This window comes from Candidatus Eisenbacteria bacterium, assembly GCA_005893275.1.
Lineage (GTDB): Bacteria > Eisenbacteria > RBG-16-71-46 > SZUA-252 > SZUA-252 > WS-7.
Genome location: VBOW01000048.1, coordinates 1 through 14,225, shown reverse-complemented (window position 1 = coordinate 14,225; position 14,225 = coordinate 1). Strand labels below are relative to the sequence as shown.

General features: G+C 63.3%; 12 protein-coding genes. 6 read left to right on the top strand and 6 right to left on the bottom strand.

Features of this window, described 5'->3' with window-relative positions:
• The first annotated feature begins 8 nt into the window (after positions 1-8).
• Positions 9-1,154 (top strand): hypothetical protein, encoded by a 1,146-nt coding sequence (locus tag E6K76_09515; GenBank protein TMQ57858.1) that lies wholly within the window; start codon positions 9-11, stop codon positions 1,152-1,154.
• A gap of 65 nt (positions 1,155-1,219) precedes the next feature.
• Positions 1,220-1,660, top strand: coding sequence for a CBS domain-containing protein (locus tag E6K76_09510; GenBank protein ID TMQ57857.1), 441 nt, complete (start codon positions 1,220-1,222; stop codon positions 1,658-1,660).
• Positions 1,661-1,709: 49 nt separating this feature from the next.
• On the opposite strand, the gene E6K76_09505 is transcribed toward E6K76_09510, so the two are convergent.
• Genes E6K76_09505 through E6K76_09495 form a run of 3 tightly spaced genes read right to left on the bottom strand, consistent with a single transcriptional unit; the run spans position 1,710 to position 4,195 of the window.
• Complete coding sequence (locus E6K76_09505; GenBank protein ID TMQ57856.1) at positions 1,710-2,990, bottom strand: MFS transporter; 1,281 nt, start codon at positions 2,988-2,990, stop codon at positions 1,710-1,712.
• Positions 2,991-3,044: 54 nt separating this feature from the next.
• On the bottom strand, positions 3,045-3,602 hold the full coding sequence (locus E6K76_09500; protein ID TMQ57855.1) for a methylated-DNA--[protein]-cysteine S-methyltransferase: 558 nt from the start codon (positions 3,600-3,602) through the stop codon (positions 3,045-3,047).
• A complete protein-coding gene (locus tag E6K76_09495; GenBank protein TMQ57854.1) occupies positions 3,599-4,195 on the bottom strand; it encodes a methylphosphotriester-DNA--protein-cysteine methyltransferase family protein in 597 nt (198 codons plus the stop codon). The genes E6K76_09500 and E6K76_09495 overlap by 4 nt, the downstream gene beginning before the upstream one ends.
• Positions 4,196-4,302: 107 nt before the next feature.
• On the opposite strand from E6K76_09495, the gene E6K76_09490 reads away from it, so the two are divergent.
• Positions 4,303-4,962 carry a hypothetical protein gene (locus E6K76_09490; protein ID TMQ57853.1) on the top strand — a complete coding sequence of 220 codons (660 nt, stop codon included), beginning with the start codon at positions 4,303-4,305 and terminating at the stop codon, positions 4,960-4,962.
• Here the strand turns inward: E6K76_09490 and E6K76_09485 are convergent.
• Entirely contained in the window at positions 4,923-6,053 is a 1,131-nt protein-coding gene (locus E6K76_09485; protein ID TMQ57852.1) for a putative sulfate exporter family transporter, read from the bottom strand. The two genes, E6K76_09490 and E6K76_09485, sit on opposite strands and share 40 nt — an antisense overlap.
• A 211-nt stretch (positions 6,054-6,264) precedes the next feature.
• On the opposite strand from E6K76_09485, the gene E6K76_09480 reads away from it, so the two are divergent.
• Positions 6,265-7,359, top strand: coding sequence for an MBL fold metallo-hydrolase (locus E6K76_09480; GenBank protein TMQ57860.1), 1,095 nt, complete (start codon positions 6,265-6,267; stop codon positions 7,357-7,359).
• A gap of 67 nt (positions 7,360-7,426) precedes the next feature.
• On the opposite strand, the gene E6K76_09475 is transcribed toward E6K76_09480, so the two are convergent.
• Positions 7,427-7,810, bottom strand: coding sequence for a type II secretion system protein (locus E6K76_09475; protein TMQ57851.1), 384 nt, complete (start codon positions 7,808-7,810; stop codon positions 7,427-7,429).
• 186 nt (positions 7,811-7,996) lie between these two features.
• Here E6K76_09475 and E6K76_09470 point away from each other — a divergent pair, with 186 nt between their 5' ends.
• Positions 7,997-8,629, top strand: coding sequence for a GNAT family N-acetyltransferase (locus E6K76_09470; GenBank protein ID TMQ57859.1), 633 nt, complete (start codon positions 7,997-7,999; stop codon positions 8,627-8,629).
• A 101-nt stretch (positions 8,630-8,730) separates the two neighbouring features.
• Positions 8,731-12,240, top strand: a complete 3,510-nt coding sequence (locus E6K76_09465; GenBank protein ID TMQ57850.1) for a hypothetical protein — start codon at positions 8,731-8,733, stop codon at positions 12,238-12,240.
• Positions 12,241-12,837: 597 nt separating this feature from the next.
• Here E6K76_09465 and E6K76_09460 read toward each other — a convergent pair.
• Positions 12,838-14,127 carry a sigma-54-dependent Fis family transcriptional regulator gene (locus E6K76_09460; GenBank protein TMQ57849.1) on the bottom strand — a complete coding sequence of 430 codons (1,290 nt, stop codon included), beginning with the start codon at positions 14,125-14,127 and terminating at the stop codon, positions 12,838-12,840.
• Positions 14,128-14,225 lie beyond the last annotated feature (98 nt).

Genomic DNA, 14,225 nt, shown 5'->3' with positions numbered 1-14,225 from the left:
ATCCGGGGATGAGCCAGGTACCCGCCGCCCTGCTCGAGCTCGCGGTATGGATCCTCCTCCTCGGCTCAGGTGGGATCCCGGCTGCCGGCGCGGCCGCGCTGGCAGCCGCCGGGGCGTGGTACCTGCGCGGTGAATCGCTCCTGTTCCTCCCGGTCTGGCTCTGGATCGCGGCGCGGCCCGAGCCCAGCGCCCGGCCCGAGCCCAGCGCAGGCGCGCCTCGATGGGCGCGCGCCTTCGCGTTCGCCGCGGTATACGCGGCGCTCTGCGTGCCGTGGCTCGCCGCGATTCAGGGGGCGCGCGGGGGTTTCGCGATCCAGGGGAATCCGATGCTCCTCTACACGCCGCAATATCCAGGGTATTCGTCGTCGCGGATGCTCGGCGCGCATCTGCCGGGGGTGTTGGAGTACGTCCTTCACTATCCGGGGTCGTTCGCGTTCCGCTACATCAAGGATATCGCGGGGTACGTGCTCGATCTCTCGGCAGGGCTCGGCCCCGTGGGACTTGGCGCCGCGCTCGCCGGCCTCGCGCTCGGACGGCACGCAAAGGCGTTTCAGCCGCGTCGCCACCTGGCGCCGCTCCTCGTCGCGATCGCGTGGCAGATCTCCGCCATGTCGGCCCTCGAGCGGAGCCCGCGTTTTCTAGTGCCGGTGCTCCCGCTGGTGTGGGTCCTCCTCGGCATCGCCGTAGTACCGGTCCTCGGGCGCGTGGCACGGGGGCGAGGGCTGGCCGTGCTCTTCGCGGCCGTTCTGCTCGAGCGAGGCGCGCACGTCGTCTACCAACGAGGGGACGCGCACCGGCGCTTCCCGCCGGTCGGCCCTGGCACGCAGGCCGCGCTCACCGTGCGCGCGCGAGAATGGCCGCAAGGGGGCCTCGTCTTGTCCGACGCGCCCGACTGGGTCTCCTGGCATCTCGATCGCCCCGCCCTCTTTCTGCCGCTCCTGAAGCAGCTCGACTCGCTGAGGACGGCGCGTCCCGTGGTTGCGATCTGGCTCTCGCCGGCCGCGCGCTGGCGAAATGTCGCGGATGCCGATTCCGCCTGGGTGAGAGTGATGGATCGGAACGAGGCCCCGGAGGGATTTTCAGGACCCGCGGTCCTGCGCGACGGATCGCGCGTCTACATGCGCGCCGTGCCTGCCGGCAAACCCATTCCCTGAGCCCGGAGCCCGTGCTAGGCTTCGAGAGGTGGGGGCCCCGCTGGAATTCCCAAGGGAGGTTCGCCATGGGAAGAATCGCCGACCTGCTCGCAAAGAAGGGGAACGAGGTTTACACAATCGAGGGAACCGCGACCGTCTACGAAGCCGTGAAGAAGATGGTGGAACGCAACACCGGCTCGCTTCTCGTGACGCAAGGGGATCAGATTTGCGGCATCATCACCGAGCGGGACTACCTTCGCCACATCGTCCTCGAGGGGCGCACCTCCAAGACGACGCAGGTCCGCGAGATCATGACCAGCCAAGTCATCTGCATCGATCCCAACTACGCCGTCGAGGAATGCATGGCGATCATGACGGCAAAGCGAATCCGCCACCTGCCGGTCCTCGAGAAGGGGAAGCTGGTCGGTCTCGTGTCGATCGGCGATCTGGTCAAGCAGATCTCGCAGGACCAAAAGTACGAGATCCAGTACCTCACGAACTACATCACGGGGAAATACCCCGGCTAACGCAACTCCGCCGGGCGGCTTGAGCCCGGGCGCCCTCGGTTGCGTGTCCCTACCCGACCTTCTCCGTGGCCGCGGGGACCGTGGCGGTGACGGCTTCGCGCGCCGCCAGCACGCGCAGGCGGCGGATCATCCAGAGCGCGCCGCCCAACAATACGAGGGCGCTGAAGGACGTCGCGACCGGCGCCGAGAAATGCTGCGCGATCGTGCCCGAGACGAGCGCCCCGATCGGGGCCGTCCCCACGAACATCAGCGTGTAGAGGCTCATCACGCGCCCCCGGAAACGGTCCTCGGTCGTGACCTGGATCAGGGTGTTCGTCGTCGCGATGTAGAGAATGAGGCCGAAGCCGGCGAGAAATCCCATCGCCACGCTCAGCTCCAGCGTGCGCGACCACGCGAACGTTCCCATGCCGATCGCAGCGGATAAGAGCCCGATGAAGAGGTTGCGACGCAGAGCCCAGCGGTCGAGCTTTCGCGTCATCCATGCGGCTGAGACCAGCGAGCCCAACCCGAAGGCGGTGACGAGGCCCCCGTACCCTTTCGGCCCTGCGTGAAGGATCTCCCGAGCGTATACCGGGAGAAGGATCATGTATTGGAACCCCAGGCCTGCGGTCACCCCGAGCAGCGTCAGAAGATTGCGAAGCGGCCGGACGCTTCTGGCGTAACGAATCCCTTCCATCATCGTCTCGACCGCGCGCCTCCCGGCGAACCGGACGCTCGGCCGCGCGGGGAGGTCCATGCGCCAGATGCTCGCGATCACCGCGACGTAGGAGAGGGCGTTCAACCAGAAGCAGCCCGCCTCGCCGACCGTGGCAAGCAGAATCCCGGCGATCGCGGGTCCCACGACCCGCGCCGTGTTGAACGCCGCCGAGTTGAGCGCGATTGCGTTGGAGAGGTCTTCCTTCCCCGTCAGCTCCACCACGAAGGACTGGCGGACCGGGAGATCGAGCGCGTTGATCGTGCCGAATACGAACGCGAGCGCGAGAACCATCCACGGTTTCACGACCCCGGTGCTGAGGGCCGTGGCGAGCAACGCAGCCTGGATCAGAAACGCGGTCTGCGTGAGAAGCAGGAGGCGGCGTTTGTCCATCGAATCGACGATCACGCCCGCCCAGAGCGTGAGCAGGAGAACCGGCAGGAATTGCGCGAAGCCGAGAAGGCCGAGCATGAACGCCGAGGCGGTCAGGCGGTACATGAGCCACCCCTGCGCGACGCTCTGCATCCATGTTCCGATCAGGGAGACGAGCTGACCCGTCCAGTAGAGACGGTAGTTGCGGTGACCTAACGCGCGGAAGCTGCTTCGAAGGTGGCCGCGGAGGATCGCGAGAGACATGGAACGATAACGGTACCATGTCCCTCGCGGTTCACGCCACGGCCGTGCTCGGATTTACCTCGTGCGATGTCCCTCGTGGAGCAGGAGCGCGCGCTTCATCGGTAGTCCCAAGCCGAATCCGGTGAGCCCGCCGTCCTGGCCGATGACCCGGTGGCAGGGCACGAGGATCGGAACAGGATTCGCGCCGACCGCTGCGCCCACCGCGCGCGCCGCCCGGGGCCGCCCGATCGAAGCCGCGAGCGCTCCGTAGGAGATCGTCTTCCCCTCGGGAATCGCGCAGAGCCGCCTCCACACGGCGCGCTGAAACGGCGTGCCGTCGAGATCGAGCACGGGGCGGGTTCTGCCACGGGCCTTGCCGGAAGCGTACGCCTGGAGCGCGGCGGCCGCGCGGGAGAGCGCGGGAGGATAGGATTCGCGGGCACGGTGGATCACGAGCCGGGCGCCCGAGTGGACTCGGCGGGCGAGCGTTGGCTCTCGTCCGGCGCGTGCTCCCGTGATTCGCCCCCGCGGGAGCGGAAATAAGGCTGCGAGACCCCGAGGCGTGGCCGCGACGGCGAAGGTTCCCAATCGTGTCCGCACCGCCGCTACGTCGATCCGTCTTCCGTGTTTCATGTCCGTTCTCCTTTCAAGGATCGCCGCCACGAGGCGGGCGGCAGACCGGTCCTTCTTCGAAACGCCCGGGTGAACGCGGAAGGGCTCTGGAACCCTGCGGCGAATCCCACATCGAGCGTGCCCACCGCCCGGTCGCGGAGCAGGGCTTCGGCCTTTTCGGCGCGCAAGTCGGCCAGGGCGCGCATCGGCGTCCGTCCGTCCGCCGCGCGAAAACGCCGCGCGAAATGCGACGGGCTGACCGCAACCGCCGCGGCGATGTCCTTCGCGTAGAGGTGAGAATCCAGATTCGCCCGCATGAAGGCGATCGCTTTCGCGGCCATCGCACGGTCTGCTTCGGCGGGGCCTCCACGAAGCTCGGGACGGCACCTCTTGCAGGGTCTGAATCCGGCACGGGCTGCTTGGTTGGGGGAGCGGTAAAAGAGCACGTTCTCGCGCCGGGGTTTCCGGCAGGTGCACGACGGCCTGCAGAAAATTCCGGTCGTCCGCACGGCCGTAACGAAACGTCCGTCGTAGTGCGGGTCCCCCCGGCGGAACGCCGTCCACATGGCGTCGGGGCTCAACCCTCCCCCGTGCTCCATCGACGCGGTTCTCATGTGGGAAAAGGTACCATCGGCTCCCGGATGCGTCGCGTCGAATTCGACCGAGTTATCAGCCCCCCTTCCCCCTTCTCTCCGGCCGGCGGCACGGTTAGCATGGGGCCGTGCCCGTAGACGCGCCTCCCGACGCCGCGCTGGACGACGTTCCGCCCGAAGAGCAGCAGATGGGCGTGACCCGGCTCGCCCGCCGTGTGTTCGTTGCTTTTATCCTCACCTTTGCCATCGCCCGCAGCATCGTCCTCCTCATGGCGTTCGGAACCATGCGGGACTTCTACCTCCGTTTCGGGCAGACTCACGTCCACCACCTGAACTACGGGATTTTCATCCTGAGCGGAGTAGGCGCGTACCTGATTTTTCTTCGTCCGGACAGCCGGGGCCTTGCCCGGGCGGCGATTCTGTATGGTGTCGGGCTCGCGCTTACATTCGATGAGTTCGGAATGTGGCTCCACCTGGACGATGTCTACTGGCAACGCGCGAGCTTCGACGCGATGGTCCTGATTGCCGCCATTCTCGGGCTCATCATCGCCGCTCCGACGGCTCGGCGCTTCCGCTTGCGTCATTGGATATGGACGCTCGCGGTCACGACGGCGATCGTCTTCTTCTTGACGCTGTTGATGCAACCCTTCCAGAGACTTCACCAAAGGCTCGCACCGTGGCTTCGGAACGGGGGCCGCGCCCCGGCGGCCGGGTCGCCCATCCCCGATTCCGCTCGCGGCCTGCCCGATCAGCCTCCAGCCGGTCCCAGCCAGCGGATCAACAGATAGCTCGCGAGCGCCGTCGTCGCCGCCGTAGCGAATCCGACCAGGAACGGGGTCGCGCCGATCCGCTTCATCGCGCTCACGCGCGTGCTCAAGCCCACGCCTGAGAGTGCGACGAGAATCAAGAACCGCGAGGCCACCTGCAGATCGTGAGAGAGGTCTCTCCCGCTGATAGATCCCGCCCACGCGATCGCACCCAGGGTGTTGAGGAGCGCCGCGAGCAGGAAGCCGAGGACGAAGCCCGGGATCGACTGCCGGAGGCGAGCCCAGTTCGCGGCCGCGCGGGGGCCGAGGCTGCTGAGCGCCGCGGGCAAGCCGAGCGCCGGCGGTTCCCCGCGCGCGTCGCCCCAGCCATGCGCGCCGCCCTCGCCGCGCGCGTAGACCAGCCCGATCCCCACGATCACCGCGCCCATGAGCGCGTTCCGTGTGAGCTTCACCGCCGTGGCCACCTTTCCGGCCATGTCGCTGTAAGCGAAACCTGTGGCGACTACCTGGGAGGTGTCGTTGACGGCGGTGCCCGCCCACGTCCCGAAGGCCGCGCTCGACAGCCCGATCCAGTGGCCCAACACGGGGTAGATGAACACCGCGGCCGTGCCGAAGAGGGTGTTGGTCGCGACGGCGAACGAAACCTCCTCGTCCTCGGCCCGGATGACCGGCGCCGTCGCCGTGATCGCGGTGTTGCCGCAGACCGCGGTGCCCACGCCGATCAAGGTGGCGAGCCGCCCTGGAACGCCGGTGAGGCGCCCCAAGACATGGGCCACGGTGAGGGCAAGCGCCATCAAGATCACGATCATGAGAACGGCCTTCCCGCCGATCGCCACGACCTGGAAGAATGAAAATTGCGCCCCGAGGATGACGATCGCCACGCGGAGGAGCGAATGAAACGAGAACCTGATTCCCGGAGCGAAGAGGGGCCGAAGCATGACCGCGTTTCCGATTACGAGCCCGAGGAGCACCGCGACCACGACCTCGCCCAGGACGGCGGCGGGCCTGGGGGGAAGAAGTCCGTGCAGCAGGCGGGCCGCGATCGCGCAGGCCACTGTGAGAAGGAGACCCGGGAGAACGTGAACGACAAACCGCGCGCGCGCGCCGGTCATCGCATCCTCCGTGGGGGGCTCAGCCTCTTCGAGTCCAACCCGGCAAACCTAGGCCATTTAGGGAGGATTCGCCATCGGGAAACGGGGACGTGAGCATTGACCTTCCCCAAGGCGCCGCGGGCCGATATGATACGCGCTCCGATAAGCTCGTCCGACAACCCTGGGACGTTGTAATTTCGATCCGCCGGAGGCGTGTGTGGAGTCGATCGACATCGGTGTGGATGCTCTCAGAGATTGGCTCGAAAGCGGCCGCCCGGTGACCGTACTCGATATCCGCCCGGCCGTGGAACGCGAGGAGTGGAGCATCCCTGGAAGTCTCCACCTGGATCCGCACGAGGCGTTGCGCGCGAGCACCGCTTCGCCGTTCGCGGGGGTGGCACTGCCGCCAGGCCAGCCGGTGGTCGCGGTCTGCGCCAGAGGAAACACGAGCCTCCTCGCGGTGCGCGCGCTCCGGGAGCGTGGTGTTCAGGCGCTCTCGCTGAAGGGCGGGATGAAGGCATGGAGCCTTGCGTGGAACCTAGCGGATGTGAAGCCGATCCGCTCGAGCGCGCAGATCATTCAGGTTCGCCGGACGGGGAAGGGCTGTCTCTCCTACATAATCGGCAGCGGAAGCGAAGCCGCGGTCGTCGATGCATCGGTGGATCCCGAGATTTATTTGAGGATCGCAAAGGAGCGAGGATTCACGATCACCCACGTGATCGATACCCACGTTCACGCGGACCATTTGTCGCGTTCGCGGCCTCTCGCCGCGCGATGTCGGGCGAAGGTCTATCTCCCGGCTCAAAACCGTACGACGTATCCGTTCCTCCCGCTCCAAGACGGCGACACCATCACGATCGGCACATCCGCGATCCAGGTGCTTCACACTCCCGGTCACACACTCGAGAGCATGTGCTATCTGGTCGATGGACGCGCGCTCTTGACCGGAGACACGCTCTTCCCCGGAGCCGTCGGCCGTCCCGACCTCGCGGCGAGCGCGGTTGAGGCGCGGCAGCGGGCGCACGCGCTATATGGAACGTTGCAGCGGATCATCAAGCTGCCACCCGACACGTGGATTCTCCCCTGTCACACAAGCGAGCCGATCCCGTTCGACGGCAGGCCGTGCGGAGCGGCCCTGGCCGACGTGATCGGGCGTGTCGAGATGCTACGCGCGAGCGAAGATGGATTCGTCGAAACCCTCTTGTCGCGGATTCCCGCGACCCCACCGAACCATCTCGCGATCGTGCGCCTCAACGAGGCAGGTAACTTTCCCCAAGGAGATCCCACGGAGCTCGAGGCGGGCGCAAACCGGTGCGCCATTTCCTAGAGCTGGAAGCCCCGCGAGGAAACGCGGGCCGGCCACATGCGCAAGTAGCGACGCCCGGGCCGGGGTATTAGTAGCTTGAATAGGCGTTCAGGTTGGCCTTCACGAGTCCGCTCGGCTGGGTGTACTGCCAGCCGCCCGCGTTGTCGACACCGGCCGTCGTCTTCACGGCATTCGAGTTCATGACCGGTTCCTTGGGGACGTTGCCGTCCGCGAAGATCGTTCCGTTGAGCGTGGGAAACGCCGGGCCTCCGTTCAGCGAGTTGCGGGCGTATTGGATCGATACCGCGGAGCGGATCGATCCCAGCTGCCCCTTGAGGGAGGCCACCCGCGCCTGCTCGCGCATATCCTCATACTTCGGAATTGCGACCGACGCCAGGATACCGAGGATCACGATGACGATCACCAGCTCGATCAGGGTGAAGCCAGCTTCACTTCTCGATACCGTCCTCATGATCTCCTCCGGCCCCTTCTCCGCCTAACCGCCTTCTGCGGGGCGTTTATTCGACGGAGTTGCGTTGGTAACTCCAGGGAACGACTCGGAGCATTCGATTCGCATGGTCCATGCCTCCCGGGTTAACCTCGGGCCGTGTTGTGAGACCTGGGTTTCAGAGAGCGCGCCTGGGCCGCCGCGAAAATGATGGGGACATTGCCCCTTGCAACTGGCTATTTCGGACCACCCTTGGAAATCATCCCCGTAACCCTCCAGGGCACACGTATTCGCCTGGAGCCACTCGCCCTCGACCGACATTTCGAGGGGCTCGCCGCAATCGGCCTCGATCCCGAGCTATGGCGCTGGACGCTCAACGTGGTCGAGACGCGCGAGGATCTCTCTCGATACTTGGAGGAAGCACTTCGCATGCAGGCGGAGGGAGAGGCGCTTCCGTTCGCGACCGTGGAGCAGGCGACGGGACACGTGCTCGGCTGTACCCGATTCGGCAATATCGAGCCCAAGCATCGTCGGGTCGAAATCGGGTGGACCTGGGTCGGACGAGCGTCCCAACGCACCCACGTGAACACCGAGGCGAAGTATCTGATGCTTCGCCACGCCTTCGAGGCTTGGGGTTGCGTGCGGGTCGAACTCAAGACAAATGCCTTGAACGTTCGATCGCGGGAGGCCATCCTCCGGATCGGAGCGAAGGAGGAAGGGACGCTCCGCAAGCATGCGACCAGCGACCGGGACGTGGTGCGGGACACGGTCTATTACAGCATCACGGATGATGAATGGCCCGCGGTCAAAGCGCGCTTGGAGTCCAGGCTGGCGGGAAGTTGAGCGCCCCTTTCCTTAGCCCTATGCTAGCGCCGATTGACGCCCCGCCCACCCGGGCGTAGGGTTTGGTTCCGCGTACGGCCCGTGCCGGAGCGGCTTTTCCTATGACTTCCCCGTCGATTCCGAAGCGATATGAATCCCGCTCCCTCCTTGGCGAGGGCGGCTCAGGCCGCGTGTATCGGGTCCAGGACTCGATCCGCGACCGCGAGCTTGCGTTGAAGCTCGTCACGCCCGCCGAGTCCGCGTTTCTCCGCCGCGAGTTCGACAGCCTCCGCCAGATCCGCCACGAGAACCTGATCCAGGTCTTCGATTGGGGGGCGCTTCCCTCGGGCGAGGCCTATTACACGATGGAACTCATCGAGGGGGGTGATTGGGCGCGGAGGATGGGTGAGCCTCAATCGGCTGATGAGGTGCGGCGCGTTCTGACCGGGTTATTGCGCGGGCTAGCGCACCTCCACTGCCACGGAGAGATCCACGGCGACCTGAAGCCGGGGAACATTTTGTTGGGTGCGGGCGGCGTCGTGAAGATCACCGACGCTGGGATGGGTGGAAGCGGTGGCGCAGCGTCCGGGCAATCGGGCACACCCGGCTACGCGGCACCCGAAGTGTGGGAAGGCGAACCCGCAGACATTCGGAGCGACCTCTATTCGGTCGGCGTGATGGCGTACGAGGCGCTGACCGGAAAGCATCCTTTTGCGGGCCACACCGTGCGCGAGGTGATCTCGGGGCAGCTCGAGGGCTGGGTGCCCTCGCCCGGAGCGCACGGCGTGCGCGTACCCGCGGATCTGGAGCGCGTGGTGATGCGCGCACTCGAGCGCCAGCCCGGGCTGCGGCAGGGGAGCGCCGATGAGTTCATGGAGGGCTTCGGGGTCGAGGACCGAATCGGCGAGATCCTGGGCGGGAGGCTCGTCGGACGCGAGAAGGAGATCGCGGAGATCGAGAGGCTGTTGTACTCGGAGGAGCCCGGCACGCCCACCCTGCTTTATGTCACCGGCGAGCCGGGGATCGGGAAGAGCACCTTACTCCATGAGATTTCCCATAGGCTTCTTAGCAGCGGCGGTCTGGCGGTGGCGCTTGATTTCTCAAACAAACTATCTATTGACGAACAACTTGTCGAATCGCTTGAACTATCTAGAAAGGGAGGGAAGCTTCACGCAATCCCCGAATTGACCATCGACTTGGCGACACTCCTATGGGAGTACGGTCAGGGTTCGCCCCTCCTTGTCCACACGAGTTTGCGGTCGCTCGTCGACGCTGCCTCAGAACAAGTTTGCAGGTCATTAGCACGGTACGTCTGGGCGCTTTCTGTAGAAGGCGGTCGTGCGAGCCGGGTTCTTATAGCTTTGGGCGACTCTTCGCGAGGCAGCAGTGAAGACCCGTTCGAACGAACGATTCAACTACCGCCCTTTACAGGCGTAGTCTTTGACGAGGCGCTAAAGCAAACCTTGGGAACTGCCAACCTTCAAGGTGAGTTGATTGCCAAACTCAAAGGGTTGACCGGCGGGAACCCGGGCGCGCTCCGCTTCGCTGTAGCCTCACTAATTGACCAAAAACTCCTCGACAGGCGGGACGGAGTTTGGAAATTCCGTGAGGTTGCTCAGATCCACTCTCTGGAAATTGAACCGAAATCAAATCCATGGTTTCTCGCCTGGCGGCACTTGGATTCCGATGAAGAGCGGGCGTTAGTAGCCATTTCGCTCCTTCGGCGAGTCAACTCCAGCCAACAACTGAGGGAGTTCGGGATTGTGCGGCGTGCCGAGGATTTGCTTCCATCACTTGAGGCAAAGGGCTGGCTTCGCCGCTCCCATGGAGTCTGGTCACTAGCATCGGACGGGATACGACAAGTGGCCTTGAGCCCCACGACAGAAGAAGTTCAGCTCGAGGCCGCCAACTGCATTCTTGAGTCGAGGCACGGGTCAGGAGATTCGGACGAATTGGCGGGCCTGGAACTGCGATACCGTCCGTCATTAGCCTCTTTATATCGTGGATTGGAGTCCGCAGAGAGCGCTCTCCAACGAGGTGAGCATAGGGCAGCAATCGAAAGCTTCGCGCTCTGCCTGGATCTAGCGGCGAGGAGTCACCTACTCTCACGTGCACGTTCGATATGTCTCCGCCTAGCCTATATCCTGCATCAAGTCGGCGATGACGAAAGAGCGACGAAATGTCTAAAGGCAGACGAGCTTTGGGGAGACGGCACGGCGGCTCTTGACGACGCTGCATCAAGGCACCACTTGCTGGGTCAAATTGCCCTTTCGAAAGGGGAGTTGGACTCGGCGCGGGCTCATCTGACCCGATCCATAGACTTGACCGGCAGCACGAAGAACAGTTCGCTCCTGTTGCAATGTCACGCTGACCTCGCTGAAATCGATTGGCGACACGGAGGCGAGGCGTCCAGATCAAGAGCCATTGATCGCGTGCGAACAGTCCTGAGTCAGTACTCTGATGACCCGTCACTACGAAACGAGCGCGCGGCATTAATGTACGAGCTCGGTGCAGCAATGGTTGTTGCTGGGGCGAGCCGAGAATCTATCGAGACGCTCCGCGCCGGATTCGAGTTGGCGGAGTCCGAATATTGGAAGATGAGAATTGCGAACGCGATGAGCTCTGCCTTTCAGTATTTGGGGGACCCCGATGGTGAAAGAGAGTGGCTGGACCAGGCGTGGCGTTTCGCGGAATCGTCGCGTTCGGATTCCTTTAAGGCTCGAATCCTTAGTAACAGAGGAAGTTGGTTGTTCCACCAAGGGCAATTCGCTGAGGCTGCTGATCAGAACCGACTATCGTCTAAATGGGCAAGGCGCTTCGGAAGTTCGTTCGAGTACATAGCTGGTCGTGCTGGTTCGGGGATGTGCTCCATCCATCTAGCGAGATATGAGGATGCATTGGCCGACGCACGTGAAGTGATGCGTGCGTCGCAGGCGCTTAAAGACTTAACCTACGTCGGGAAGGCGTTTGAGATCGAAGGCCTCGCAAATTATTTCTTGGGAAGGGGGGACCTCGCAGAGGAGGGTGTTCGGAAGGCGCTGGCTCTCTTGAGTGAGCACGGGTACACCGTCGTGAGGCCACGACTCGGGTGGCTACTTGCGAAGGTCTTGAGGAGAAGGGATGAGGTTGAGGAAAGTGACAGGCTACTTCGAGAGGCAGAGATTGAGCTGCTTGAGACTAGGGATCCCGAGGATCTCTGGGGGGTCCAGATCGAAATGCACCTCGCCCGCTCGCGGAACGGTAACGCAGCCTCCAGCGTGGCTGAAATCGAAACGCTGTTTCGAGACTCCGAGCAGAGGGGTCTTCTCGTGATAGTAGTCCCCGCCGCGCTTGCTATATCTGAGATCCTCCATGAGCAGAGGCTCGATCACACCAAATTCCGTGATTTGCTCACAGTCGGTCTTGAAAGAGCCGAGCGATCCGGCATGAGAGAACTCGCGTGGCAGTTGAGTTACAGGATGGGGGCTCTCGCTGCCCGGGTTGGACTGAGAAAGGAATCGCGGTCCAGGTTCACTCTCGCATCGCGGCTGCTTCACCAAATAGTTTCCGAACTCGGCGACGAGCACCGCAAGTCCTATTTGAGGGCAGCCCATGTTGTCTCCGCGATAAAAGATATGGATACGCTCTCCTGAGCCTAGGGGTTCGGTTGTTGTCCGCCTGGGTTCGGCTGCTGTCCACCAGAGTTCGCAGTCTGTGCGCTCTGCGCGCTCGAGTTTGGCAGGGGGTTTAGCAGCGCGTTGTTGCTGCATCCGGTCGACAGTAGAGCCGCGGCGAAGAACACTGCTACCGTTGCCGCTTTGAATCCGCCTCTTAGGTTCTTTGACCGTTCCATTTGCCGCCTCCTCGTTTTCGCCACCCTCCGTGGCGCTCATTCCTGGCCAGCAAATAGGGCAACGTAGGTGCCACGAGGCGGTGGAGGCGGATCCAAAAAGAATGTACGTAACTTGTTGTCGATTTGCGACTTAGTTGCCGTCCAAGCCGGCCAAAAATCGACCAGCATCTCGACCTCGCCGGTTATTGGGGGAATCCCCGCCCGCGACAGCGGCGGTCGATGTGACTCGCGTTGGATTTGGAGGTTTACTGGATACGGGACAATGGATTAGGTAAGTTGGCTCGCGAAGGCCAAACGAAGCGGGAATTGGCGCACGAGGCGGAAGGCGCCGAAAGGGCCAGAGGAAGCTGCTAATCTATTGAGCAAAAGTAAATTGGCGAAAATGGTGGGGGTGCAGCTACTTCTTAGCTTGGTACTCTTCTGGCCGAATACCCAGGCGCTCAATCTTGTAAATGAGGGTCGTGCGCTTCATCCCGCCCAGGCTGCGGGCCGCCTCAGCCTTATTCCCGTGATGGGCACGTAAGGCCGAGAGGATCAACTGGCGCTCCTCAGCCGCCTCGTCCCGCCGCTCGCGATCCCTCCGAAGGGAGGCGATATCCTTTCGCAGGACCTGGGGTAGAAACGCCTCACTTTGGACCAAGGATTTATCAGGTGCGAGTGCGACAACCCGACCAATCTCGTGCCGAAGCTCGCGCGCGTTGCCGGGCCAGTTGTACGCGCAGAGCACCGTCTCGACCCCATCTTCGATCGTGAGTTGCTTCTTTGCCGTTGCGGTGGCTTGCGACCAGAAGTAGCGGAACAATGCCCTGATGTCCTCCTCGCGGTCGCGGAGCGGAGGAATTGTGACGCGAATACCGTTGAGCCTATAAAAGAGGTCTTGGCGGAAGAGCCCGCGATCAACGAGGTTCTCAAGGCGCGAATTCGTTGCAGCGACGATCCGAATCTCGATTTTCCTAACATCGTCCCGCCCGACAGCACGCAACTCGCCCGTCTCCAACACCCGAAGCAGAGCTGCCTGAACTTGTGAAGGAAGCTCGCTCACCTCGTCGAGGAACAAGGTGCCTTTGTCCGAGGCCGCGAGCAGTCCCTCGCGCGATGCGATCGCTCCGGTAAAAGCACCTCGCTCGTGCCCGAAGAATTCGCTGTCGAGGAGATTCACGGAGATAGCGCCGCAGTTCACGGGTATGAAGGGTGCTTTGCGACGAGGGCCCATTTGATGGAGGGCCTGGGCCAGCAGCTCCTTACCGACACCGCTCTCGCCCGTTATGAGCACAGGAATCTGACTCGGCGCAACGCTCTGCAAAATCTCCACAGCTTCGCTGACCTGACGATTGCAGGTGACAATACCAAAACGAAGTGCGCCTCGATCGAGATCACCGAGATTCTCGAGTCCAGGTAGACTTGCCTCGCCTGGGACCGCCTCCGGTTGGGATTCAAACCCAAGCAAGCGATCCACCGAACGGATCCACTGTGAGAGTCCCATGCGCTCAAAAATGGCACGAGCCTCCCAGAGTTGCCGCCGGCCGTGAGCTTGTTCGTCGGGGCTTGGACTTTGGAGTCGTGTCTCTCCTGCCCATGCGAGCGTTCGACCTAGTTCATAGAGAATCTCATACTGACGACCTAAATCGATTCCCTCATCGGCGAGGCGGAGCGCCTTTTTCGAATTTCCGGCCTCGCGATGCGCCAAGGCGTAGACCCGATGTGTCGCACACTCCTCGTATCGATCACCCAAAGCGCGCGCCACACGAAGCCCACGCTCACACAGAAGAATCGCAGCGTTTGGGT

What these genes read in the sequence shown, in the direction of transcription:
- E6K76_09515 (TMQ57858.1), top strand. Translation starts at nt 9, where the DNA reads ATGAGCCAGGTACCCGCCGCCCTGCTCGAGCTCGCGGTATGGATCCTC.
- E6K76_09495 (TMQ57854.1), bottom strand. Translation starts at nt 4,195, where the DNA reads ATGAGAACCGCGTCGATGGAGCACGGGGGAGGGTTGAGCCCCGACGCC.
- E6K76_09485 (TMQ57852.1), bottom strand. Translation starts at nt 6,053, where the DNA reads ATGACCGGCGCGCGCGCGCGGTTTGTCGTTCACGTTCTCCCGGGTCTC.
- E6K76_09510 (TMQ57857.1), top strand. Translation starts at nt 1,220, where the DNA reads ATGGGAAGAATCGCCGACCTGCTCGCAAAGAAGGGGAACGAGGTTTAC.
- E6K76_09465 (TMQ57850.1), top strand. Translation starts at nt 8,731, where the DNA reads ATGACTTCCCCGTCGATTCCGAAGCGATATGAATCCCGCTCCCTCCTT.
- E6K76_09505 (TMQ57856.1), bottom strand. Translation starts at nt 2,990, where the DNA reads ATGTCTCTCGCGATCCTCCGCGGCCACCTTCGAAGCAGCTTCCGCGCG.
- E6K76_09475 (TMQ57851.1), bottom strand. Translation starts at nt 7,810, where the DNA reads ATGAGGACGGTATCGAGAAGTGAAGCTGGCTTCACCCTGATCGAGCTG.
- E6K76_09500 (TMQ57855.1), bottom strand. Translation starts at nt 3,602, where the DNA reads ATGAAACACGGAAGACGGATCGACGTAGCGGCGGTGCGGACACGATTG.
- E6K76_09470 (TMQ57859.1), top strand. Translation starts at nt 7,997, where the DNA reads ATGGGGACATTGCCCCTTGCAACTGGCTATTTCGGACCACCCTTGGAA.